Source organism: Streptomyces sp. NBC_01317, assembly GCF_035961655.1.
In the GTDB taxonomy this organism is placed as follows: Bacteria; Actinomycetota; Actinomycetes; order Streptomycetales; family Streptomycetaceae; genus Streptomyces.
In genome coordinates, this window is the sequence record NZ_CP108393.1 from 1,903,539 (window position 1) to 1,924,953 (window position 21,415).

Genomic DNA, 21,415 nt, shown 5'->3' on the forward strand with positions numbered 1-21,415 from the left:
CGCCCGAACTCCGGTGCGGGGGCGGATACCTGACGATCCGTCACTTCGCGGAGGATCAGGCTTCCTCGAAGTAGGCGTCCAGCACTTCGTCCAGCTCCGTGGTCCACTCCTTGAGCCCACTGCGGGCGGGAGCGTCGACGTCCACGTGGTACTGGCGGCGGGTGATCGTGTGAACGGTGACGGTGAACCGGCGTCCGAAGCGGGGAACCCCTACCTCGACCGCGCCGATCTCGTCCCAGCGGAAGTCCGCCGCCTCGTCGTCCAGGGTGAAGCGGACACCGTCACGGTCGGCGGTGATGGAGGCGCGGCGGTCGCTGACCTCGAAGGCGGGGCCGTCGGGGGCGTCCGCGTCGTCGTCCAGGGCGTGCTGGCCGACGGTCTCGCCGCCGGGCGCGTCCTCGGGCTCCGCGGCCGGCTCCGCACCCGCGGACGCCGTGTCGCCGGACGCGGCCACGGACGCGGACTCGGCCGCCGGCTCACCGGACTGCTCGTCCGACCGCTCGGGGGCCTCCTCGGCCTTCTGAGGGGCCGTCTGCTTCTGGGGCTTCTTCGCTTCGTGCTCCGGAGCACTCTCCTCGTCCTCAACAGGGCGGGGGATCATGAGCCCAGGGATAAATCCCGGATCAGTCCCCGCGGCGTGTACGGGCTGGCTGTTCGGATCGATGCGCTGGTCCACGGGCGCAGTATGGCCGACGAACCTGTGCGAGGGAACGCCGGGCCCCCCGTGAACACGCCCAGGTCCCGCGGACTCGCCCTGGTCTCAGGGTCCGGAGCCCGGGTCCGGGTGGACCGGGTCCACCATCCCCGCCCTCGCGGCCTCCAGCTGGGCGGCGAAGGCCACCCCCAGGAAGAGCGCGATCCCGGTGAGATTGGCCCAGAGCAGGAGGGCGACAAAGGCGGTGAGGGGGCCGTACACCGCTCCGAACGATCCGCTCCGCTCGACGTAGAAGGCGAGCAGCCAGGTGGCCACGACCCAGAGCACCAGATGGACCGCCGAGCCGAAGGCCAGCCACGTGTAGCCGGGCTGGTCCCTGCGGGGTGACCAGCGGAAGATCACCGCCGAGGCGACCCCGGCGAGGGTCACCCCGACGGGCACCTCCAGCGGACCCCACCAGTCGAGCCACTGCCGCGACCAGCCCAGCGCCTCCACGACGGAGTCGCCCACCGCCTCCCCCGCGACCAGCACCAGGAAGCCCAGGGCCATCGGCACCCCGGCGCCCAGCGCCAGCAGCAGGCCCCGGGCGTACTTCGCCGGGAAGGGGCGGTCGCGCTCCACGCCGTAGATCCGGTTGCAGCCCCGCTCTATCTGGCCCATGGCGGACGCGAGGTTCAGTACGGCGAACCCGAGCCCCATCCAGATCGCGACGGCGCCCGAGACATCGGCGCCCGCGCTGCGGCGGGTGCCGTCCAGGGCTTCCTGGACGACGTCCGCGCTGGCTCCGGGGACGATCCGGGCGAGGGTCAGCTCGATGATCCGCCCGATGCTCTCGGTGTGGACCGTCGCCGTCACACCGACCAGCGCGATGGTGAACGGGACCATGCCGAGGACCACCTGGAAGCCGAGCGACCGGGCCTGGCTGAACCCGTCGGCGTACCGGAAGCGGGCGAAGGCGTCCAGCAGCAGCTTGCGGCCCCCGTAGCGGCGCAGCGCCATCAGCGCCTCGTCGCCGGACAGCTCTTCCCCGATCATGTCCCGCGTCTGCGGTACGTGTACGACGGTTCCCATGACCCCCACCTTCCCCGCGCATGATGTCAGGACCGGAGGAGAACACGGAACGGTGTCAGGGGGAGGACCCCTACGACCCCCTACGCCCCCCTATGACCCCTACGATTTCTACGACCCGGACGCGGAGGCGCGCAGCTCCTCGTTGATGCGCCGGGCCTCTTCGAGCTGGTCCTCCAGGATCACGATGCGGCACGCGGCGTCGATCGCGGTGCCGCCGTCGACCAGCTCCCGGACGCGGGCGGCGAGGCGCAGCTGGTACCGGGAGTAGCGGCGGTGGCCCCCTTCGGAGCGCAGCGGGGCGATCAGCCGCGCCTCACCGAGGGCGCGCAGGAACGCGGGGGTGGTGCCGAGCATCTCGGCGGCCCGGCCCATCGTGTACGCGGGGTAGTCGTCGTTGTCCAGGCTGTCGGTGAGACTCCGGCTCTTCTGGTTCCGGCTCTCGTTCCCGGGCTCGCCCTGGGGCTTGTTCACACGGTGGACTCTAACCACACCAGGAGATAATGTCTACTGTGACCATAGTAGATTTTCGCTCATCCGAGCAGGAGGTAGCGGACACGCGAACGGGCCCGCTCCAGGGTGCGGAGCGGGCCCGACGGGTGCGGGTGTGCGAAGTGGATCAGTACGGACCGTTCACATTGTCGATCGAGCCGTACTTGTCCGCGGCGTAGTTGCACGCGGCGGTGATGTTGGCGACCGGGTCGTAGCTGTTCATCGACGTACCGGACACGTGGTAGGCCTGGAAGGTCGGGTCGATGACCTGGAGCAGCCCCTTGGACGGGATGCCAGCGGCGGCGTTCGAGTCCCAGTTGTTGATGGCGTTCGGGTTGCCCGAGGACTCCCGCATGATGTTGCGGTAGATGCCGTCGTAAGTGCCGGGGATGCCGTGCGCGGCCATGACGTCCAGCGACTCCCTGATCCAGCCGTCCAGGTTGTCGGCGTACGTCTTCGCCGCGGCCTGTACGGCGGGGGCGGGGGCGGCGGTCTTGGCAGTGGTGGCGGCGGGCGTCGCGGCCTTGCCGCCGAGGGTCAGCTTGAGACCGGGGTGAATCACTGACGGGTCGGCGCCGACGGCCTTCCGGTTGTCCTGGTAGAGCTTCTTCCAGCCGCCGCTCAGGGAGTGGGTACGGGCGATCTTGGCGAGGGAGTCCCCGGCGACCACGGAGTAGGTGGTGACGCTCTTCTTCTCCGCGGTGACAGTGGTCGCGGCGGTGGCGGCGCTCGCGGTGTGCGCGGCCACCAGCGGAAGGGCGAGCGCGACACCTCCGGTCCCCACGGCGACAAGACGCCGGGCGAGCGGGCTGATCCTGGAACGGCGGTGCTTACCCTTTATGGGCATGACGAAATCCTCTCCGTCGCCTGCGAGGTGAGCTGTCGGGTTCGAGCTGGAGATGCCCGGCCGCATTATCAGTGCGACTTCACCCCGAGCCGGTCCTGTGACGGATCGGCGACTTACCTGGGTCCCCCGCTCCTGCCGTACGTGAGTGGGTGAGTGTGTATCCGGACAGCGGCAGGATTCGGCGATCCACCCGGAGTGGGGTGAACGTAAGCGAGAACGCCGGGCCGAAACAAGTCCTGAATTCACACCGAGATCTCATCCGCGATTCAGGCCGGCCCAACTCGGGCGCTCTTGTCCGCCACCGGGGAACCCAACTTTCCCTGGACGTGAGGGAAATGGCGGACGGGCGGAGAAACCCACTTGGGGCGTGACGTGACACACATCACCGCTTGCGCGAGGTTTCGCGCTCCACCACACCTGACAGAAACGACCAAGTCGCCCGAATGCGACGCATATCAACCCCTGCGAGAACGCCGACAAAACGTCCATATAGCGCCGTGGGGTCCGGTCCGGCAAATCGGACCGGACCCCACGGGCCTACGACCCGGAGTCGCCGAATCGGTACAGCCGCACCGTGACGCCCTGCTGACGGGCGAAGTCCACCATGCCCTCGACCGCGGCCGTCAGCGCAGCCGTGAGCCTCTGTAGCTCGGGGGCACGCCGTTCCTTGTCAGGCGCGGCCTCCACCGCCCGCCATGCGGCCCGATAGGCCTCCTCCAGCGGACTGATCTTCTCGTCGTATGCGATAACGGTGTCCAACTCGACGCCCGGTCGGCGATTCTTCGAAGCGGCCATGTCCAGCTGACCGGTGACCGAAACGAGATCACCCACCAACTTCCCATGGATCGGGCCGACTTTACGGCTCACCAGAATGTCTGCCAGGACCGCGTTCGGGTGCTCTTCCCCGTCAAGCATCAGTTCCCCATTTCTCTCGACGTCTTGGACAGTCTCGCGGCTCCGGCTCTGCCGACGGGTATATCGGCATCACCCTTGCGTAGAATTCCCACGCAATAGGTGACACAGCTGTTCGTTCCGTGGCTGTACGCGTCGCTTCCTGAACCGGCACGGAAAGGACGGCGGCGAGCCCGAAGGCCGCTGGAGGCGCACCGCTCCGTGGAACCGCCCTGCGCGCCGGACGCACGCGGCCGCCGCGACACGGCGGGGAGAGACCGTGGCGCGGCGGCCGGGGAACAGGGGTGGATCAGGCGCGGATCAGGTGAGGATCAGAGCCCGATCAGGCGCAGTACTGGGCCTGTTTGCCGATGGAGCGATACATGCAGTCCGCGTTCTCGATGAGTTGGAGGACCGCGTCACGGTTGCGGGACGTCTCGCGTTCGATCACCTCGTCGGGCGGGTAGAAGCCGCCGCCCGAGGAACCGGCCGGGTACATCTCGAAGGTGTAGCTGAAGATCTTCTGGGTGCCCCACAGCCAGTCGTCGATCGAGCCGTCCGTGATGTAGAGGTCGCTCGACTGCTCCGCCGTGTACCCGTTGCTCGTGCCCATCTTCCGGCCGACGGCGGCGAAGGCGTCGCGGTCGTCCTGGGTCAGTCCCGGCGCGGTGTCGGCGTTGGTCCAGCCGAACGGCCAGAGCACCAGCTGGCTGTACGTGTGGAAGTCGATGGCCGCCTTGATCTGCTGCTTGCCTCCAACCACGCGCGAACGGACGAAGTCGGCGACGACCTTCACCTCGGGGGCGGACTCGGCGGCGCGGCCGCGGTACGTCTCGGAGCTGGCCGTGCCCGAAGAGCCGCCGCAGCAGCCGAACTTGTAGTCCCAGTTGCGGTTGAGGTCGGTGCCGATCGCCGTCGAACCGGTGTTGGGCTGCCGGTTCTTGCGCCAGCTGCGGTACGAGCCGGAGGCCACGTCGTACTCGCCGCCGTCGGGGTTGAGGTCCGGCACGATCCAGATCTCGCGGTTGTTGACGGCGCTCGTGATGCGCGAGTCGGAGCCGTACCCGGCGCCCAGTTCCCGTATCAGGTACAACGCCATCTCGACCGTGAGGTGTTCACGGGCGTGCTGGTGGTGGGTGAACAGGATCTCGGGCTCGGCCTCGTCCGTCGCGACGTTGTCGCTGATCTTGACGGCGATGATGTTCCGGCCCTCGTAGGTCCTGCCGATCACCCGCTTGGACATGAGGTTCGGGTACTGCTGGATCCGCTGGTCGATCTCCGTGTTCATCTCCGCGTAGTTGTGGTACCGGGAGTCCGCGGAGGGGAAGTCGAAGGGCGCGACGGCCGATCCGCCGCTCCTGGCGGGCGGCGCGGGGAGCGCGGTGAGCCGGTGGCCGAGGGCGCGGAGGCGCTTGGCCTGCGTGGTGTCGGCGCTGACGACCACCATGTGGTCGCCGACCTCGTCGATCGACACACCGGTCGCGAGGAGGGCGGTCCGGTCGGCCACGGTGGACGGCCCGTTGATGGTGTACTGCCGGATCACCTCCTCGGTGGCGGCGGCCGAGGCGAGGTCCTTCGCGCCGGGCGCGCCGGAGGACGTCGCGGTGGCGGTGAGCGGCGCCGCGACGGCGAGCGCCACCAACGCCGCGAGGGTGGCGGTCCTTCTGCCGTGGATGCGTAGTCGCATGCTCTCTCCTGCTCGCGGGGGGAAGTCTGGGGGTCTCCCCATGCGACGCATCGTGGGACTATGGCATGAACCCGTCAAGGTACGGTCTTCGGCCACCGCTTTCCGGCGGTACGGCGCTACGGCGCTCCGCGGGGATCAAGTGGTCGGCGGGTCAGGCCGGTTCGAGCACGATCCACGTCCTGCCGGGACGCAGCCGCATCGTCGTACCGCTCCCGGACCCGCCGTCCCGCGTGTACGTCGTACCCGCGCCCTCCGAGGGCCTGCTCCACCGCACGGTGTACGACCGGCCGTCGCGCAGCACCACACCGGAACCGCTTCCCACGGTCTCGGAGAACGGCACAAATCCGGTACGGCTCCGGAACCGCGACTGCTTGACCTTCACGCGCTGCACGATCACGTTGTCGGCCGTCCACGGGGACTTCGTACCGTCCAGGGCGACCGTGTACCGCGACCCGTCCCAGGTGAAGGTGAAGCGGGAGTGCGGCATCGACGCCGTGGTCGTGGTGTTGGCCGTCCCGCCGGACGGCGTCTTCCCGGAGAAGCGCAGCCCGATGTCCTTCGCCTCTCCGGCACCGTCGGTGAGGCCCTTGGGATGGATGAACTCGTTGTGCGGAACGGGCCGGTCACGGTCACGGAAGAACGCGCTCGTCCCCGTCCTGGCGACGATGTCCGAATCCTCCAGCACGGGCAGCAACTGGCTCTGCGCCCCGGAGAACGCGAGTGCCGGCCGGTTGTACTCGGCGAGGATCTGGAGGTCCGTCTCGCGGGCGCTCCGTACCGGGCCGATCGTGTCCGGCAGATGGTCGCTGTCGAAGACGGCCATGAGCCGCGAGAGCCCGCCCTCCACCTCGATGCCGTACACCAGGTCCGCGCTGTTGAGACCGACCTGTGGGCGGGCCGCCGCCACGTTGTCGATCTTCACGGCGAGCACCCGGCCCGCGCCGCCCGGCTCACCGGTGAGGACGGAGGCGGACGAGTCCCCGCTGCCGCCGTCGTTGTCCGACGACGAGCAGCCCGCGGCCAGAGCGACGGCCAGCACTCCCGCCACGCCGGTCCCGAGCACTCTTCGACTGTCCACTGACGCTCCTCAGGTTCGTACGGCCGCCCCCTCCTTTGAGGATGATGACGCGCCGCCGGCCGTTGAGCGGGGAGCAACGCCCTAGGGATAGGCGTGGGCCGGGAGGACGCGGTCCACGTGGATGCCCGGGACGTCGACCTCCGAGCTGTGCAGAGGCCGCCTGTCCATCGCGGGCGTCTGGACCAGGGTCAGACCGCCGGCCTTGGCCATCCTGGCGTCGGTCCCCGCCGGTCCGGAGCCGAGGACGAGGTTGCCCGCGCTGTCCACCCGTACGGCCCTGATCAGCGCGGCGTCACAGCGCAGCGCCTCCTCGCGCCGGTATTTCGCGCGCCCCTGTGACGGCTGTGACGGCTGTGACGCGTCGTCGTCCGGGCCGACAGGGCCGGCCGGGGCAACCGGGGCGATCGGGGCGAGGAACGCGGCGATGCTGGCGTCCGCCGCCTCCAGCCGCTCGTTCAGGTCCGCCGGAGGCAGCCACCGTACGGCGATCTCCCCCGGGAGCCCTCCCGCCCGCCCGCCGTCCCCGGCGCAGGTCAGGCGTGCCACGCCACCGGCCGCCAGCAGGGTCCGTACGGGCTCGCTGAGCAGCACGGCCTCGGAACACACCACGTGCAGACCGGTCAGGCCGGCCTCCCGGACGGCGTCGACCAGCGCCCACGGCAGGGTGTCGGCGTCCTCGCCGCCGATCGCGACCGCGGAGCCATGGGCGATGCCCGCGACCGCGGCGGCACCGGAAGCAGCTCTTTCCATGGATCCAGTACACCACCGCCGGTCCCGCGCCACCTGGGGAGCGAGGCCGCGGGTCGTCGCCGGCGAAACGGCGTGATTCACGGCTCCCTGTACACTCCGCGCTCATGGTAGGCGAGAATTATCACGATTTTTTCCTCGGCTCTGCGAGTGCCGTCGGGGCATTGATCGGCCTGTTGTTCGTCGCGATCTCCGTGACCCCGAAAGCGGTCACCGGCAGGTCGGAACACCACAAGGAACGGCTGAAGGCGGCCACCGCGATGTCGGCCTTCCTGGACGCGCTGGTGGTGTCCATGGTGGCGCTGATGCCCGGGGACAACCTCGGCACCGGTTCGTCGATCATGGCGATCGCGGGGATCTTCTCGACCGTCGCTCTCGCGGTGACGGGGCTGCGCGCGGGAGTCCTCCGGGACCCGGCCCGCGCCCTCTTCCGCTGGTCGCTCCTGATCAGCGCTTTTCTCGGCCTCTACATCGTCCAGTTGGCGAGCGCCCTCCAGATCAACGGAACCGCGTCCGACGCGACGCACGTGAAGACCCACTCCATTCTGGTGATCATCATGTTCATCATGGGGATCAGCAGGGCGTGGGAGCTGGTGGGAGGCAGTTCGCCCCGGTTGATCGCCACCTTCAGCCATCCCGGCGCGGGGGAGCCCGCCGGCGGGGACCAGGCCGGTGACACGGCGTGAAGGACGGCACCGCGCGGCCACGGTCCGGACTGAGCCGGACCGTGGCCGGTGCCGCATCCCATGTGACGGGACGTCAGTAGACCCGTACGCTCACCGCGCTGACCGTGAGGGGGCTGAGGCTTCCCTCGACGTTCAGTGAGGCGCCCGTGCAGTTCTCGCCCGCGTAGAGCGTCGCGGTACGGGAGTTGGTGTTGACGGCCGAGAAGGCGCGGCCGGCCCAGCCGTGTTCCGCCAGGCTCACGCAGGCGCTGGTCGCCGGGGGGAGGGCCTGGACCGTGAACCGGGCACCGGCGTAGCCGGCCCCCTCGAACAGACACAGTGTGTTGCTGAATTCGCAGGAGCCGGCCAGGGCCGACTGGCTCGCCGGGGCCGCCTGGACCGTACCGGCACCCGCCGCGAGGAGGAGGGCGGCGGTGGCCGTGACGGACAGGGCGCCGGGCCGGCCGGGACGCCGGGTGCCGAGGCGGGTGAGAGCGCTGAAGGAAAGCATGGTGGTGCCCTTCTGTGAGGAGTGTGTCGGTGTGATGGGTTCGATCGGTGTGTCGCGTGTGAGGCGAGGCGCTGTACGGAGGAGCCCGGCGTGGCCGTCAGCCGGTGGGCCGGGTCCCGCCCGCGCGGGCTGCGAGGAGCACCGCGGCCAGTCCGGTCAGGGCGGCGCAGACCCAGAAGACCTGGGTGTAGCCCGTCCAGGTGGCCACCGTCCCGGTGACCAGGCCGCCGAGCAGTGTGCCGGTCTTGAACGCGCTGGAGTAGAGGGACGAGGCCACGCCCAGCCGGGAGGGCAGGCGGTCCTGGAGGATGACGACAGGGATGCTCAGGACCACGGCGGTCCAGAGCGCGTTGGGGATCTGGAGCAGGAGCAGGGCGGTCCGGCCGGACGCGAGGGGCAGCAGGCAGAAGAAGACGGTGGCCAGCGCCGAGGCCGCGACGACCAGACGCCGCTTGCCGAGCTTCTCGGACCGGGCCCCCACCCACACCAGGGCGGGGATCTCCAGCGCGGCGCTCAGCCCGAGGAGCCAGCCCACGAAGCCCTGGCCGAGGCCGAGGTCGCGGGTGACAAAAAGCGCCAGGTTGATCTGGTACATCATGTTGGCCGTCAGCAGCAGCACAACGGCCGTGAGCAGGGCCGCCGTTCCCCGGTCTAGCCCGGCGAACGGGTTGCGGGCGGTGGGGGCCGAGGGGGCCTCGTGGTCGGCGCCGTCGCCCGGCGCCCGCCCCGAGGCGGACGGCAGGCCCCACCGGCTCAGCGCCGAGGCGGCCAGCGACAGGGCGGCGGCGGCCAGGTACATCGCGGTGAAGCCCTGCCGGGCGATCAGGGTGAAGGCGAGCGGGGGCCCGATCACCCAGGACAGCGAGGTGATCGAGCGGAGGAAGCCGGTGAAGAAGGCCGCGCCCTGGCCGCGGGTGTCGGCCAGTTGCCTGCTGTACGCGAAGAGCTGGGCGAGGCTCGTACTGCCGACGCCGAAACAGCACACCCCGGCGACCAGGAGCAGGTAGTAGTCGCGCAGACCGGCGTAGGACAGCCCTCCGACGGCGAAGAGGAGGGCGGACAACGCCAGCAGGCGCCGGCGGTCCCGTACCCGGTCGGAGAGCACACCGATCACGAGGTCGACGCCGATCTCACCGACGGCCCGTCCGGCGAAGAACAGGCCGATCATCAGCGGGGTCGCCCCCACCTCGTCGGCGAGGAAGAGACTGGCCGAGGTCGAGACCATCGCACCCGACACCCCGACGGCTCCGGTGACCCCGACGAGCCGGCCGATCGCGCCTTCACGGAGGAAGGACAGCCGGGCGCCCTTCGCGGCGGGGGACGCGGACGGGTCCGGGGAGAGCTCAGGGGTCGGTTCGGGTTCGGCGGTCATAACCGGCTCTTCCTTCGTCCGGCCGCCGGCGGGCGGCAGCGGGAGACGCGACAGCGGGACACACGATCCCACTCCGGCAACTGTGCGCTCCTGTCAGCCCCGTTCGTCGCCCGCCGGGGTGAGGACCTTGTGCGCGACGCGCTCCGCCTCGCGGAGGACGGCCTCCCGGTACCGCTCGCTCAGTGCGGTGACCGCCGGCAGGACGCGGCACTCCTCGACGCTCTTGTCCCCGTAGGGCAGCGCGAATCCGGCCAGCGGCACCACGTCGAGCGGTGAGCGCGGGTCGAACAGCGCGTCGGTCTCCGGGGAGGGCCGGAGCGCCCCGCCTTCCGTCACGGCACCGACCACCAGGCCGGTCCTGCCGTTGATCGTGCCCCGTACGACTCCGAGCGCGCGGCCTTCGCCCCCGGCGGCCGCGGTGAGTTCGCGCTCCACGTCCGGGTAGATCCGGTCCGTCTCCAACCAGCCGAAGACAAGAGCCAGTTCGAGGTCGAGGCGCGGCCACTTGCCCAGGTAGTACCGGTTGTTGACGTGGGCCGTGGCGCCGTTGGCGGAGAGGTCCCGCGCATGGGGCAGGTGCAGTCCGACGACGTCCTCGCGCAGGACGATCGGGGTCCCGGTCGAGGCGACCCGGAATCCCCACTCCTGATCCTCGGGCCCCCATCCGTCGAAGCCCTCGTCGAAGAGGAGGTCGTGGCGGTGGAGCGTGTCGGCGGACAGGGCGAGGAAGCCGCCCCGGGCGAACACCCAGGGGAAGCGGGCGATCGCCGACTCGTAGGCGGGCGACCAGCGTTCGTCCAGGACATCCGTCGTTCCCGCGTCGAGTACGGCGAGCGCCTCGCGGTAGTGGCCAAACGGCAGTGCCTCGACCGCGTCCACCTGGCTGTCGACCACCTCGTCGTAGCCGATCATCTGGCCCACGACGCAGATGCTCTGACCGTGTGCGTAGTGGCGGTCGTACAGGTTGCGCAGGCAGTTGGGGGGCAGCACCATGTCCGCGTCGAGGAACACGTACACCTGTCCCGTGGCCTGCTTGATCGCCAGGTTCCTGGCGCGGCTCAGGTTCCACTTCTCGTCCGACATGACGGTGACGATGTCGAGCCGGTCCATGAACTCCTGGCAGGTGGCAACGTACTCCCGCGAGTACTCCAGCGCGCCGACGACGACCTCGAACTCGGAGCGGTCCATGGTCTGTTCCGCCAGCGCGGCGAACACCAGCCTGATGTTGTCCAGGCGTTGTTTGTAAGGGATCACGACACTGAACTTGGGGCGACCCATCTCTGCTCCTCGCGTGGCTGCCGGAGATCTCCCGTGGGGAGGCGGGACCAGCTTGGCACAATATTGCCAAGCTGGGCAAGTGTGAGGCAATAATCAGGGTCGCCCCACCGCGTCGAAACGTATCTACCCGAGATCCGCGACCAGTTGGTCCAGGACATGCAGTGCGGAGGCGGCCCGTACCGGGTCCTGGTAGTACGGGTCGCCGGGGACGGGCAGTGAGCCGGCCAGCGCCCAGCCGCGCCCACGGGCCCAGGTCGCGTCGTCCACGCCGAGCGCCGCGCGGTAGACACCGCGCACCTCGTCGGGCAGGAAGTTCCAGGCGGGGAGCAGGTCCACGGCCGGATCGCCGGCGGCCAGCGTCCCGAAGTCGATGACCGCGCTCAGCCGGCCCTCGGCGAGCAGGATGTTCCCCGTCCCGAGGTCGCCGTGGATCCAGACCGGCGGCCCCTCCCAGGCGGGAGCCGTGAGCGCCGCCTGCCACACGGCGGTCAGCGCGTCGGTGTCGACCAGGCCCTTCATGGCCTCGATCTTGGGCAGGACACGCGCCTCGGACGCCAGGGAGTCCCGCTCGTCCCCCATGGGCACGCCGCGGAACGCGTTGCTCCACTGCGGTCCCGGGGCGCCCGTGGCGTCGACCGCCCGGAGGGCGGAGACGAAGGCGGCCAGCTCGGTGGCGGCGCCGGCCGGGTCCACGAGGGCGGCGCCCGACGCGTTCTCCCCGGGCAGCCACCGGTAGACCGACCAGGAGAAGGGATAGCCCTCGGCAGGCTTGCCCATCGCCAGCGGCTCGGAGACGGGCAGCGGGAGGTGCGGCGCGATGCGCGGGAGCCACTCGTGCTCGCGCTCCACCTGCCCCGCCCAGCGCGGGAAGCGCGGCAGCCGTACGGACATGTCGTCACCCAGCCGGAACGTCGCGTTGTCCATGCCGGGCACGGGAATCGTCGCCAGGGGCAGGTCGGCCCACTGGGGGAACTGGGCGGCGAGCAGCCGGCGCACGAGGGCCGCGTCGATGGGCACTTCGTCCGTACTGGTCGATGACACGCGTATCTCCTCGGTAGGGGGCAGGTCGGGCGGCCTCATCCTGCCGGGGCGGGCGCCGCCCATCAACTGGGTTCGCCTAGGCCGCCGTTCGGGTTCGGCTCCGGGTCCGCTCCGGGCTCAGCAGATATTGCCAAGCTAGGCAACATCGTGACAACCTATCACCTCACCCATTGAGATCCGTACGGCCTCCCGGCCGTGCGCCGCCAGCATCCAGGGGAGTGGGACGGCGTGCTACCAGACCCGAGATGGACCGCGGGACGGCCCGGCGCCACCCCCGGCGAAGGCCTGCACGAGACGTTCGCGCGAACGGCACGGGCCCGCCCGGACGCCGTCGCCCTGGCGGGGGCGGCCCGCCCGAACATGACGTACGGGGAGCTGGACCGTACCGCCGACGCCTGGGCGGCCCGGCTGATGGCCGCCGGGGTCGGGCCGGGCTCCTTGGTGCCCGTACTGCTGCCCAGGGGGCCGGAGTTGGTGGTCGCGCTGCTCGCGGTCCTCAAGGCGGGCGCGGCCTACGCCCCGCTGGACCCGGACTGGCCCGCGCGCCGTCTGCGCGAGGCGATGGCCGACCTGGAGGCGCCCCTCGTGGTGGCCCGGTCCGCCGCCGGGACCCCTGACGGCCACGGCCTGCCCGTGTGGACACCGCCCACCGGGCCGGTGGCGGCGCCGCCCGGGTTCCGGCCCGCCGAGGTCGCGGGCTCCGACGCCGCGTGTGTCTTCTTCACCTCGGGCACAACAGGCCGGCCCAAGGGGGTGGTGACGCCCCACCGGGCCACGGTCCGCCTCTTCGCGCCGGACACCTTCGCGCACTTCGGCGCCGGTACGGTGACGCCTCTCGCGGCCCCGCCGCCGTGGGACGCGTTCTCGCTGGAGCTGTGGTCCGCCCTGCTCAACGGCGGGCGCTCGGTGGTGGTCGAGGAGCCGTACCTCTCCCCCGCCGCGCTGCGCGACGGGGTGTCGGTCCACGGGACGGACACGGTCTGGCTCACCAGCAGCCTCTTCAACATGATCACCGACGAGGACCCGGCGGCCTTCGAGGGCGTGCGCCAGGTCATGATCGGCGGCGAACGGCTCTCCACCGCACACGTCAGGCGCTTCCTGCTGCGGCACCCGGGGATCGTGCTGCTCAACGGCTACGGGCCGGTCGAGAGCACGGTGTTCGCCACGACCCACCGCATCACACCGGCCGACTGCGACCTGCCCGGCGGCATTCCCCTGGGCCGACCTGTTCCCGGCACGGGGGTCCATGTGCTGGACGGCACCCGGGTGTGCGCCGTGGGCGAGACGGGGGAGATCTGTGTCGCGGGTGAGGGGCTGGCGCTGCGCTACCTCGGCGATCCGGCCCTCACCGAGGCCGCGTTCACCCGGGTGACGATCGACGGCGAGACCCTGCGGGTCTACCGGACCGGCGACCTGGGGGTGTGGGGCGCGGACGGGCTGCTGCACTTCCGGGGGCGGGCCGACCGGCAGGTGAAGATCCGGGGCCACCGGGTGGAGCCCGCGGAGGTCGAGCGCCAGGTGGAGCGGTGCCTGCCGGCCGTGCGGACGTGCCGCGTCCTGGCCAGGAAGGATGCCGCCGGTACGGCGCAGGAGTTGGTGGCGTTCTGCGTGCCCGCCGAGCCGGGGGATCGGCTGGAGGGCGCGGCGGCCGCCCTGGCCGAGGTTCTTGTCTCGTACCAACGGCCCTCCCGGGTGGTCGCGGTGGACGCCCTTCCGCTGACGGCCCGGGGGAAGCTGGACGAACGGGCGCTGCTGGGGATGGCATCGGCCGGGCCGGCGATCGGGCCTGGCTCGGATGTGGGTGGCGGGGACGCGGTGGGTAGCGGTGACCTCGCCGATCCGGCCGTACGGGCCGTCGCCGAGACGTTCGCCGCCGTGCTCGGGCGCGCGAATGTCCCGCTCGACACACCGTTCGTCGCGCTCGGCGGCACCTCGCTCGGCGCCGGCCGGGTCTGTGCCCGGCTCGCCGCGCGGCTCCACCGCCCGGTCCCGGTCGCCACGCTGTACGAGCGGCCGACCGTCGCCGCTCTCGCCCACTGGCTCCGCACCACACCGCCGCCCGACGACCTGCCGGAGGCGCCGCCGGAGACCGGTGACACCCCCCTCACCCCGTTGCAAACCGTCTATCTGACCCGGCAGTTGCTCGCCCCCTCGGACCTGACGGCACACTGCGTGCTGGCCTGGCTCGTGGAGGGGGACCTGGACACGGCGGCCCTGGAGACGGCGGTCGCCGAGACCCACCGGCGCCACGAGTCCCTGAGCGCCGCGTACGTCCTGGACCCCGCGCCGTACGCGCTGCTCGTGGACGCGCCCCCACCCCTCGTCGAGATCCTGCCCCGTGAGAACACCGTGGACAGCGCGGTTTCCGCTGCGCGCGCCGCGCTCTCCGGTGAACTGGAGCCGGAACAGGGCGAGTTGTGGCGGACCGTGCTGGCCCCGGTGGCCGGCGGGCGGGCCTCGGTGTTCGGGGTCGTGGTGCATCACATCGCCTTCGACGGCTGGTCGGAGTCCGTCCTCGCGCGTGACCTCGCGGCGGCGTACAACGCGGCGAAGGGCGGCGGGCGGACGGCCGAGCCCGCGCCTCCCTCGCTGGCGGTGATCCACCAGGACCGTGCACGCTACCGGCGGCAGACCGCGTCGGCCGCCCATGAGGACTACGTACGGGGCGAGTTGACTGGCGTACCGGATCTGCGGTGGCCGGCCGGACCTCCGGATCGGGCGACCGGCGGACCCGGCCGCGTCGACGCGCCACTGTCGTCCGCCGTACTGGCGGGCGTGGACGACCTGGCCCGCGAGGCGGGAGTCACCCGCTTCGCGGTACTGCTGTCGAACTGGGCCGCTGCCCTGGCGGAGGTGACCGGCCGGCGTGACTTCGCCGTGGGCGTCCCCGTGGCACAACGCGACGGCGCGCGGCTCGACGGTGTGGTGGGCTGCCACATCGGCATGCTGTGCCTGCGGTTGCGTGGTGCCGCGCTGGGCGGGGGTACGGACGCCGTCCGCGAGGCCTCTCGTATCACCGCGCGTGCCCTCGCCGCGCAGGACGTGTCCCTCGGGGACATCCTCAGCCTGACGGGCCGGCCCCGCACCGGCCGGCCGCCGCTCTACCAGGTGCTGTTCGCGCTCCAGGACAACGCGGTCCCCCGGCTCGAACTGGCGGGCGTACGGACCGACTTTCTGCGCCAGCCGTATCTGGACCTCCCTCTCGAACTGCACACCGAACTGTGGCCCGACGAGCGGGGCGGGCTGCGGGTGGAGGTCTCCTTCCGCCCGGAGGCGGTCGCGGAGACCACCGCCCAGGAGATCGCCAAGCGCTTCACGGACCGTCTGCGCAGCCTGTCGCCGGGCGTGGTGTGACGGTACGCCGTGTGGGGTGACGGTACGGGGCCCCGGGGCAACGAGCGACCCGGCACCACAGGCCCCAGGAACACGTCAGGAACACGTCAGGAACAACGGAAGGGTGAAGGACATGGTCATGAAACAACGGCGGCTCACGCACATCTCGGCCCCGGAGGGCGTCGAGCCGAGTTCCGGCTACACCCACGTGGTGACGGGACCGGGCCGGCTGGCCGCACTCGCCGGACAGATGCCGTTCGACGAGAAGGGCACGCTCGTCGGCGAGGGTGACCCGGCCGCCCAGGCACGGCAGGTCTTCACGAACATGCGGGCCTGTCTGGCCGCCACGGGGGCCACCTTCGACGACGTCATCAAGCTGACCTACTACGTCACCGACGTGGCGTTCGTGCCGGCCGTCCTTGCGGTACGGGACGAGTTCATCGACACCGCGCGCCCGCCGGCCAGCACCGTGGTGCAGGTCGTGGCGCTGTTCCGGCCCGAACTGCTCCTCGAAGTGGACGCGTTCGCGCTGGTCGGTGACACCGCCGACGCCGACGCCCGCTGATCCGGGAAACCGCCCACGCCTCGACCACAGGAGCACCGACGACCATGACCGTGACCGCCACCACACCCCCACGACCACACCCCTGTACCGGGCAGATACCCCCGTTCGACGGCGAGTTGGGGGCGCCGCTGCGCGCCATCCTCGCGGAGCTGCCCATGCCGCTGACCCCCGGACTCGTCGCCGACCGGCGGCGCAGGAGCCTGCGCGGCCGGCTCTCCGACGACGCGATCCGCCGGGACGGGGCGTTCACGATCGAGGAACTGGCCGTGCCCGCGACGGCCGGCAGGCCCGAGATCCCCCTGCTGCTCTGCCGGCCGACCGGGACGGCCGCGCCGCGCGGTGTCATCTACCACACGCACGGCGGTGGCATGGTCGCCGGCAGCCACCGCAGTACGGAGCTGACCGGCGAGCTCAACCGGGCCGAGGAGCTTCAACTCGCCGTGCTGTCCGTGGACTACCGGCTCGCCCCGGAGCACCCGGACCCGACGCCGGTGGAGGACTGTTACGCCGGTCTGCTCTGGCTGGCCGGGAACGCCGAGCGGCTCGGGCTCCCGGCGGACCGTACCGTCGTCAGCGGCAACAGCGCGGGCGGCGCCCTCGCCGCCGGGCTCGCCCTGCTGGCCCGGGACCGCCAAGGGCCGCCGCCGCTGGGGCAGTTCCTCCAGTTCCCGATGCTCGACGACCGGTGCGACAGCTTCTCGGCGCGGCAGATGGGCCGGGTGGGGCTCTGGGACGGCGAGTCCGACGCCGCGGGGTGGACGGCGCTGCTCGGCGACCGGCGGGGCACCGACGACGTCTCCTGCTACGCCGCGCCGGCCCGCGCGGACGACGTCTCGGGACTTCCGCCGGCCTGGATCGAGGTCGGGTCGGTGGAGGCGCTGCGGGACACGGCCGTCGCGTACGCGTCCCGGCTCTGGCAGGCCGGTGGCGAGGCGGAACTGCACGTGTGGGCGGGCGCCTTCCACAGCTTCGACGAGTGGGTCCCCGACGCGGTCGTCTCCCGGACGGCGCATCACGCGCGGGTCGGCTGGCTGAGGCGCGTACTGGCCCTCTGAAAACACACTCATCCCCTCGTCCCCCACCCTGATGTTCCCGGTGGGGGACGAGGGGATCTGTTGTCAACGGCGGCCCCGGGGGCTGCGCCGTCCTCAGCCCTCGGCCGCCGACCTGCGCCGGCGGGACGTCTCCAGCGCGCCCGCGAGGATGCGCCAGATGTCCGCCGCGAGGTCGATGTTCGACGCCTGCCTGGCCTGCTCGCCCAGCTCCCTGAGCTGCCCCAGGCCCCGCTCCTCGTCGCCCTCCAGGAGCAGCAGCTGGCTGTCGAGGATGCTGAGCCTGATCCGGTCACGGTAGGTCATGCGCATGTCGTCGCAGTTGAGTTCGTCGTGCGCGGCGCGAGCGTCCTCGTACCGGCCCTCGTGGAAGGCGAGATAGGCCTGGAGCATCAACAGCTCCTGCCGCATGACCGACGTACCGACGAGGGCGAGCGCGCCCTCCACCTCCTGGAGGTACGCCCGCCCGAGATCGGTGAGCGGCGGCTCGGTCTGGAGGCAGAGCGAGGCGGTGGCCAGCCGGAGCCGTACCCAGAGAGTGAGGTCGACCCGGCTGTCCAGCTCGTTCATCGCGCGTTCGAGGAACTCCCGGGCCCGCTCGTGGTCGCCCTGCCGGAAACGCACCGTGGCCGCCGACCAGAGCGCCTCGGTGCGCATGACCTCCGAGCCGCCGTTCTCCACCAGGGCGACCAGTTCGTCCACGTGGGCCCTGGCGTCGGGCAGCCGGCCCGCCTCGGCCTCGGCCGCGACGAGCGTCTGCAACGCCGTCCCGACGTCGGAGACGGACAGCTTGCCCTGCGTGGCCAACTGATAGGCGTGGGTGGCCATGTCGATGGCACGGGTCACCTCGCCCGTCGCCCTCAGCAACCGGGCGAGCTGGGACTGGGCCCTGCACTGCAACTCGGGAAGCGCCAGTTCGTCGGCGATCCTGACCAGTTCCTCCAGGGCTTCCCGCTCCTCGGCGTGCTCGCCGCGGCGCTGCCAGTGCCTGGAGATGATCCACAGGGCCTGCCAGCGCAGAAGGAGATCCTCGTCCTCCGCCTGGTCCAGCGCGATGATCAGGCGTTCGACCGTCTCGTCACTGTCGGAGGAGGTCGCGAGGGACAGTGCCTGGGCCAGCGAACCACCGCTCGGCGGCACGTCGAACGCCGACCGCTCCACGGCAAGTTTCTTGACAAGGTATGTGACAACCCGCTCGGTGGGTTGTCGCGCACCGGACTCCAGTCGTGACAGGTATCCGGTGGAGATTTCCTCACCCGCGAGAGCGGCCTGGGAGAGCCGGCGCGCCCTCCTCAGCTCTTTGAGGCGACGACCGAAATAGGGCTGTTCCATCATGGCGGTCCCACTATTCACGGGGATCCAGATACACACGGATCCAGTTTTCGGCCGACGGTCGACCTCCTGCCTCAGCGTCTCAGACACCTCAGAAGAGTCACCATTATGCCTGACGGTCACTGTAGCGGCCACACTGCGTGCTGACAAAGTTCCGGACCGGTTGGCAATTGATCTCTCCGGGGCGGGATCACCCTGAGTCACACTTTGGCAGATCCTAGGCAAGTACTTGCCAAACGGCTTTTCCAGTTACTAGCTTTATTCCGTCAGCACCCGGCGTCGCAGCGCCGCCCGAACCGTCAACGGATCCACTGGAGTTCCCATGCGCAAGTTCACCGGTACCTCGTCCGCCTCGGCCGTCGCGGCTTTTTTACTGACACTGCCGGCCGCCACCGCTCTCTTGGCGCTGCCGTTCGCCGCCGCCGTGGCTGACATCGACTGGCCGGGGAACAACCTCACGGTCGCCTCCGCCTTCGACACGACCGGCAGCATCGACTGGCCGGGGCCGAACCCGGTGGTCAACCCGGCCGGCGGCCCCGGCACGGACGACATCGACTGGCCGTAAGGCCCACTCCGGGAGACGGGACCCCCCCGCCCGTTTCCCCCGCTTTCCCCCGCACCACCTCGCACCACCCGGCTCCCCCGGTGCCGACCCGTTGAGGACTCTCCGGCGTCGCCGCCCCCTTCTTCCGGTGTGCCGCGCCGACCGCGCACACCGACCCGGCCGTACGAGGCCATCGCGGCGCACTGCCCTCCCTTCTCCTCCCTTCTCCTCGCCTCACCTTTCCTCCCTTCACCCGCCCACCCATCAAGGAGCATCGATGTCAGCTGAGCAGCAACTCCCGGTGAACACCCCCACCGTCGCGGTGATCATCCCGGCCCGTAACGGCGCCGCGTACATCGACCGCGCACTCGCCTCCCTCGTGACCCAGACGGTCCCGCCGAACGAGGTCGTCGTCGTCGACGACGGCTCGGACGACGACACCTACCACCGGGCGCGCCGGTGGGCCGACCTGCTGCCCCTCAAGGTCATCCGTTCCGACCCCAAGGGCACGTGGCACGCCCGCCGCACCGCGATCGAGGCCACCGATTCGGAGTTCATCCTCCAGCTCGACGCCGACGACACCCTGCTGCCCGGCGCGGTGGCCGGCATGACCCAGGCGTACGCGCGGCAGCCCGGACTCGTCGCGCCCCGGCGGTTCCTGCTGGTGGAGGGCGAGACCGAGAACATCCCGCGCCCGGTGGTCGAGCGGCTGCCGGACTCCGAGGACCAGTACGTCTACATGCTGGTACGCAACTACATCGGCGTCGGCTGCCTGTACAGCAGGAAGGACTACGAGGCCGTCGGCGGCTACCGGCCGTGCCGTTACGCCGAGGACTGGGACCTGTGGCTGCGGTTCGCCGCCGCCGGCATCCCGATCTCGCTGCCGGCGGAAGCCACGTACGTCTACAACATGCACAGCAAGAACATCTCCACGAACATCGACATCGGCGCCACCGACCTGGAGATCCTGCGGCGCTTCCTCGACGCGGGGACGGAGACCCACCGCCGTACCGCCAAGCTGGCGTTCCTCCAGCGCGCGGGCATCGACTACGTCGAGGAACTCGACAAGGCCACGGTCGCCGAGGCGTCGGTGGACCTGGCCGCACTCGGCCTGGTCGAGAACGAGCACCTCCAGGTCCGCAGGGACACCGACCTCGGGCATGTCCTCGTCGGCAGCTCGACGGCCGGGGACGGGCAGCGGCTCGTCGTCGTGTCGCCCGACGGGAGCCAGACACGGCTCCGTTCCCTCGTGGCGGCCGGCGGAATCCTGGAGGCCAACGAGACCGACCAGCCGTCCCTGCGCTGGGAGGGCTGCGACCTGACCTGGTTCGGCTGGCACTGAACTGGTCCGGCGGGCACTGGCCCGGTCCGGCGGGCACCGACCTGACCCGCACCCGGCCACCACGCACCACAACAGATCACGACAGAGCGGAGTCCGACCTCATGACGCTAGAGACACTGACCCTCGCCGCGCCGGCTCTGGACGGCGCCGACCTCGACCGCTTCGAACGGCTGGGCTATCTGGTCCTCCCCGGTTTCCTCCCCACCGAACTGGTGTCCAAGGTCAAACCCGAAGTCGACAGCTGGGTGGACGACGGCCTGCGGACCCGGTCCATCGCCTCCGCGACCCACCCGGAGATCCACGGCGTCCCCCCGGTCATGGAGCTCGAACTCCCGGGCCACGGTGAGCTGATCAACCACCGGCCCCTGCTGTCGCTGCTCGCCCAGTTGATGGGTCCCTCGTTCGTCTTCCACCACCTGCACAGCGACCGCCAGGCCCCCGGCATCGCCGGAAAGCCCTGGCACCACGACTACGAGCAGACACCGCAGACCGACCGTGCCCACAGCATGATCCACACACTGCACTACCTCGACGGGCTCTCCCCCGACACCTCCTCGCTGGTGGTGCTGCCCGGCTCGCACCACGAGGTGGCCGAGAAGACGGCCCGCGGTCACCTGGGGACCCGGGAGCTGCCCGGTGAGGTGGTCATCGACCGGCTGCCCAGCGGGTCGACGGTCGTCCTGCACTCGGCGCTGTTCCACGCCCGCCGTCCCCGGCCCGACAGCCCCGGGAAGCCCCGCTATTTCGTCGACGCCTCGTACTGCCGGACGGGGACCCTCTGGCCGCCGGTGAAGCCGTACTGGCGCCACATGCTGCGCCGGGCACAGGAGTTGGGGCTCGACGGCGGCGGGTGGCCCGAGCTGTTCGCCGAGCGGCACTTCACCGAATACGTCAAGCCCGCCTGAACGGATGACA

At 70.8% G+C, this 21,415-nt stretch carries 20 protein-coding genes and 1 riboswitch; of the genes, 7 read left to right on the forward strand and 13 right to left on the reverse strand.

Translation table 11 applies throughout. From position 1 onward, the window contains the following. Window positions 1-55 precede the first annotated feature (55 nt). The 8 genes from OG349_RS07975 to OG349_RS08010 form a co-directional block, all read right to left on the reverse strand. Window positions 56-676 (reverse strand): hypothetical protein, encoded by a 621-nt coding sequence (locus OG349_RS07975; protein ID WP_327233945.1) that lies wholly within the window; start codon window positions 674-676, stop codon window positions 56-58. 84 nt (window positions 677-760) lie between these two features. Further along, on the reverse strand, window positions 761-1,726 hold the full coding sequence (locus OG349_RS07980) for a YihY/virulence factor BrkB family protein (protein WP_327233946.1): 966 nt from the start codon (window positions 1,724-1,726) through the stop codon (window positions 761-763). A 108-nt stretch (window positions 1,727-1,834) separates the two neighbouring features. Then, entirely contained in the window at window positions 1,835-2,098 is a 264-nt protein-coding gene (locus OG349_RS07985; RefSeq protein ID WP_327238490.1) for a helix-turn-helix domain-containing protein, read from the reverse strand. A gap of 244 nt (window positions 2,099-2,342) precedes the next feature. Continuing rightward, window positions 2,343-3,062, reverse strand: coding sequence for a LysM peptidoglycan-binding domain-containing protein (locus OG349_RS07990; protein ID WP_327233947.1), 720 nt, complete (start codon window positions 3,060-3,062; stop codon window positions 2,343-2,345). A 4-nt stretch (window positions 3,063-3,066) separates the two neighbouring features. After that, window positions 3,067-3,224: riboswitch (cyclic di-AMP (ydaO/yuaA leader) on the reverse strand. Between the two features lie 375 nt (window positions 3,225-3,599). Continuing rightward, window positions 3,600-3,977, reverse strand: a complete 378-nt coding sequence (locus OG349_RS07995; RefSeq protein ID WP_327233948.1) for a hypothetical protein — start codon at window positions 3,975-3,977, stop codon at window positions 3,600-3,602. Window positions 3,978-4,296: 319 nt separating this feature from the next. Continuing rightward, entirely contained in the window at window positions 4,297-5,640 is a 1,344-nt protein-coding gene (locus OG349_RS08000; RefSeq protein WP_327233949.1) for a M14 family metallopeptidase, read from the reverse strand. Window positions 5,641-5,791: 151 nt separating this feature from the next. After that, window positions 5,792-6,718 (reverse strand): DUF3048 domain-containing protein, encoded by a 927-nt coding sequence (locus tag OG349_RS08005; protein WP_327233950.1) that lies wholly within the window; start codon window positions 6,716-6,718, stop codon window positions 5,792-5,794. An 81-nt stretch (window positions 6,719-6,799) separates the two neighbouring features. Further along, entirely contained in the window at window positions 6,800-7,468 is a 669-nt protein-coding gene (locus OG349_RS08010; RefSeq protein ID WP_327233951.1) for a CoA-transferase, read from the reverse strand. A gap of 161 nt (window positions 7,469-7,629) precedes the next feature. Here OG349_RS08010 and OG349_RS08015 point away from each other — a divergent pair, with 161 nt between their 5' ends. After that, on the forward strand, window positions 7,630-8,151 hold the full coding sequence (locus OG349_RS08015; protein ID WP_327233952.1) for a hypothetical protein: 522 nt from the start codon (window positions 7,630-7,632) through the stop codon (window positions 8,149-8,151). A gap of 73 nt (window positions 8,152-8,224) precedes the next feature. On the opposite strand, the gene OG349_RS08020 is transcribed toward OG349_RS08015, so the two are convergent. The 4 genes from OG349_RS08020 to OG349_RS08035 form a co-directional block, all read right to left on the reverse strand. Further along, window positions 8,225-8,641 (reverse strand): peptidase inhibitor family I36 protein, encoded by a 417-nt coding sequence (locus OG349_RS08020; protein WP_327233953.1) that lies wholly within the window; start codon window positions 8,639-8,641, stop codon window positions 8,225-8,227. Window positions 8,642-8,738: 97 nt separating this feature from the next. Then, window positions 8,739-10,013, reverse strand: coding sequence for an MFS transporter (locus OG349_RS08025; RefSeq protein WP_327233954.1), 1,275 nt, complete (start codon window positions 10,011-10,013; stop codon window positions 8,739-8,741). Window positions 10,014-10,106: 93 nt separating this feature from the next. Next, window positions 10,107-11,291, reverse strand: coding sequence for a glycosyltransferase family 2 protein (locus OG349_RS08030; protein ID WP_327233955.1), 1,185 nt, complete (start codon window positions 11,289-11,291; stop codon window positions 10,107-10,109). 123 nt (window positions 11,292-11,414) lie between these two features. Further along, window positions 11,415-12,332, reverse strand: coding sequence for an aminoglycoside phosphotransferase family protein (locus OG349_RS08035; RefSeq protein ID WP_327233956.1), 918 nt, complete (start codon window positions 12,330-12,332; stop codon window positions 11,415-11,417). Between the two features lie 228 nt (window positions 12,333-12,560). Here OG349_RS08035 and OG349_RS08040 point away from each other — a divergent pair, with 228 nt between their 5' ends. The 3 genes from OG349_RS08040 (at window position 12,561) to OG349_RS08050 (ending at window position 17,285) form a co-directional block, all read left to right on the forward strand. Beyond that, window positions 12,561-15,686, forward strand: a complete 3,126-nt coding sequence (locus OG349_RS08040) for an amino acid adenylation domain-containing protein (protein ID WP_327233957.1) — start codon at window positions 12,561-12,563, stop codon at window positions 15,684-15,686. Between the two features lie 118 nt (window positions 15,687-15,804). Continuing rightward, window positions 15,805-16,230 carry a RidA family protein gene (locus OG349_RS08045; RefSeq protein WP_327233958.1) on the forward strand — a complete coding sequence of 142 codons (426 nt, stop codon included), beginning with the start codon at window positions 15,805-15,807 and terminating at the stop codon, window positions 16,228-16,230. A 44-nt stretch (window positions 16,231-16,274) separates the two neighbouring features. Continuing rightward, complete coding sequence (locus tag OG349_RS08050; RefSeq protein WP_327233959.1) at window positions 16,275-17,285, forward strand: alpha/beta hydrolase; 1,011 nt, start codon at window positions 16,275-16,277, stop codon at window positions 17,283-17,285. Window positions 17,286-17,378: 93 nt separating this feature from the next. Here OG349_RS08050 and OG349_RS08055 read toward each other — a convergent pair whose 3' ends face one another. Continuing rightward, on the reverse strand, window positions 17,379-18,617 hold the full coding sequence (locus OG349_RS08055; RefSeq protein WP_327238491.1) for a helix-turn-helix domain-containing protein: 1,239 nt from the start codon (window positions 18,615-18,617) through the stop codon (window positions 17,379-17,381). A 319-nt stretch (window positions 18,618-18,936) separates the two neighbouring features. On the opposite strand from OG349_RS08055, the gene OG349_RS08060 reads away from it, so the two are divergent. The 3 genes from OG349_RS08060 to OG349_RS08070 all read left to right on the forward strand — a co-directional run bounded on the left by OG349_RS08060 (window position 18,937) and on the right by OG349_RS08070 (window position 21,405). After that, window positions 18,937-19,179, forward strand: a complete 243-nt coding sequence (locus tag OG349_RS08060; protein WP_327233960.1) for a hypothetical protein — start codon at window positions 18,937-18,939, stop codon at window positions 19,177-19,179. A 256-nt stretch (window positions 19,180-19,435) separates the two neighbouring features. Continuing rightward, complete coding sequence (locus OG349_RS08065; protein WP_327233961.1) at window positions 19,436-20,500, forward strand: glycosyltransferase; 1,065 nt, start codon at window positions 19,436-19,438, stop codon at window positions 20,498-20,500. A gap of 101 nt (window positions 20,501-20,601) precedes the next feature. Then, on the forward strand, window positions 20,602-21,405 hold the full coding sequence (locus tag OG349_RS08070; RefSeq protein ID WP_327233962.1) for a phytanoyl-CoA dioxygenase family protein: 804 nt from the start codon (window positions 20,602-20,604) through the stop codon (window positions 21,403-21,405). Window positions 21,406-21,415 lie beyond the last annotated feature (10 nt).

What these genes read in the sequence shown, in the direction of transcription:
- OG349_RS07980 (WP_327233946.1), bottom strand. Translation starts at nt 1,726, where the DNA reads ATGGGAACCGTCGTACACGTACCGCAGACGCGGGACATGATCGGGGAA.
- OG349_RS07985 (WP_327238490.1), bottom strand. Translation starts at nt 2,098, where the DNA reads ATGGGCCGGGCCGCCGAGATGCTCGGCACCACCCCCGCGTTCCTGCGC.
- OG349_RS07990 (WP_327233947.1), bottom strand. Translation starts at nt 3,062, where the DNA reads ATGCCCATAAAGGGTAAGCACCGCCGTTCCAGGATCAGCCCGCTCGCC.
- OG349_RS07995 (WP_327233948.1), bottom strand. Translation starts at nt 3,977, where the DNA reads ATGCTTGACGGGGAAGAGCACCCGAACGCGGTCCTGGCAGACATTCTG.
- OG349_RS08000 (WP_327233949.1), bottom strand. Translation starts at nt 5,640, where the DNA reads ATGCGACTACGCATCCACGGCAGAAGGACCGCCACCCTCGCGGCGTTG.
- OG349_RS08010 (WP_327233951.1), bottom strand. Translation starts at nt 7,468, where the DNA reads ATGGAAAGAGCTGCTTCCGGTGCCGCCGCGGTCGCGGGCATCGCCCAT.
- OG349_RS08020 (WP_327233953.1), bottom strand. Translation starts at nt 8,641, where the DNA reads ATGCTTTCCTTCAGCGCTCTCACCCGCCTCGGCACCCGGCGTCCCGGC.
- OG349_RS08025 (WP_327233954.1), bottom strand. Translation starts at nt 10,013, where the DNA reads ATGACCGCCGAACCCGAACCGACCCCTGAGCTCTCCCCGGACCCGTCC.
- OG349_RS08030 (WP_327233955.1), bottom strand. Translation starts at nt 11,291, where the DNA reads ATGGGTCGCCCCAAGTTCAGTGTCGTGATCCCTTACAAACAACGCCTG.
- OG349_RS08045 (WP_327233958.1), top strand. Translation starts at nt 15,805, where the DNA reads ATGAAACAACGGCGGCTCACGCACATCTCGGCCCCGGAGGGCGTCGAG.
- OG349_RS08050 (WP_327233959.1), top strand. Translation starts at nt 16,275, where the DNA reads ATGACCGTGACCGCCACCACACCCCCACGACCACACCCCTGTACCGGG.
- OG349_RS08055 (WP_327238491.1), bottom strand. Translation starts at nt 18,617, where the DNA reads ATGATGGAACAGCCCTATTTCGGTCGTCGCCTCAAAGAGCTGAGGAGG.
- OG349_RS08060 (WP_327233960.1), top strand. Translation starts at nt 18,937, where the DNA reads ATGCGCAAGTTCACCGGTACCTCGTCCGCCTCGGCCGTCGCGGCTTTT.
- OG349_RS08065 (WP_327233961.1), top strand. Translation starts at nt 19,436, where the DNA reads ATGTCAGCTGAGCAGCAACTCCCGGTGAACACCCCCACCGTCGCGGTG.
- OG349_RS08070 (WP_327233962.1), top strand. Translation starts at nt 20,602, where the DNA reads ATGACGCTAGAGACACTGACCCTCGCCGCGCCGGCTCTGGACGGCGCC.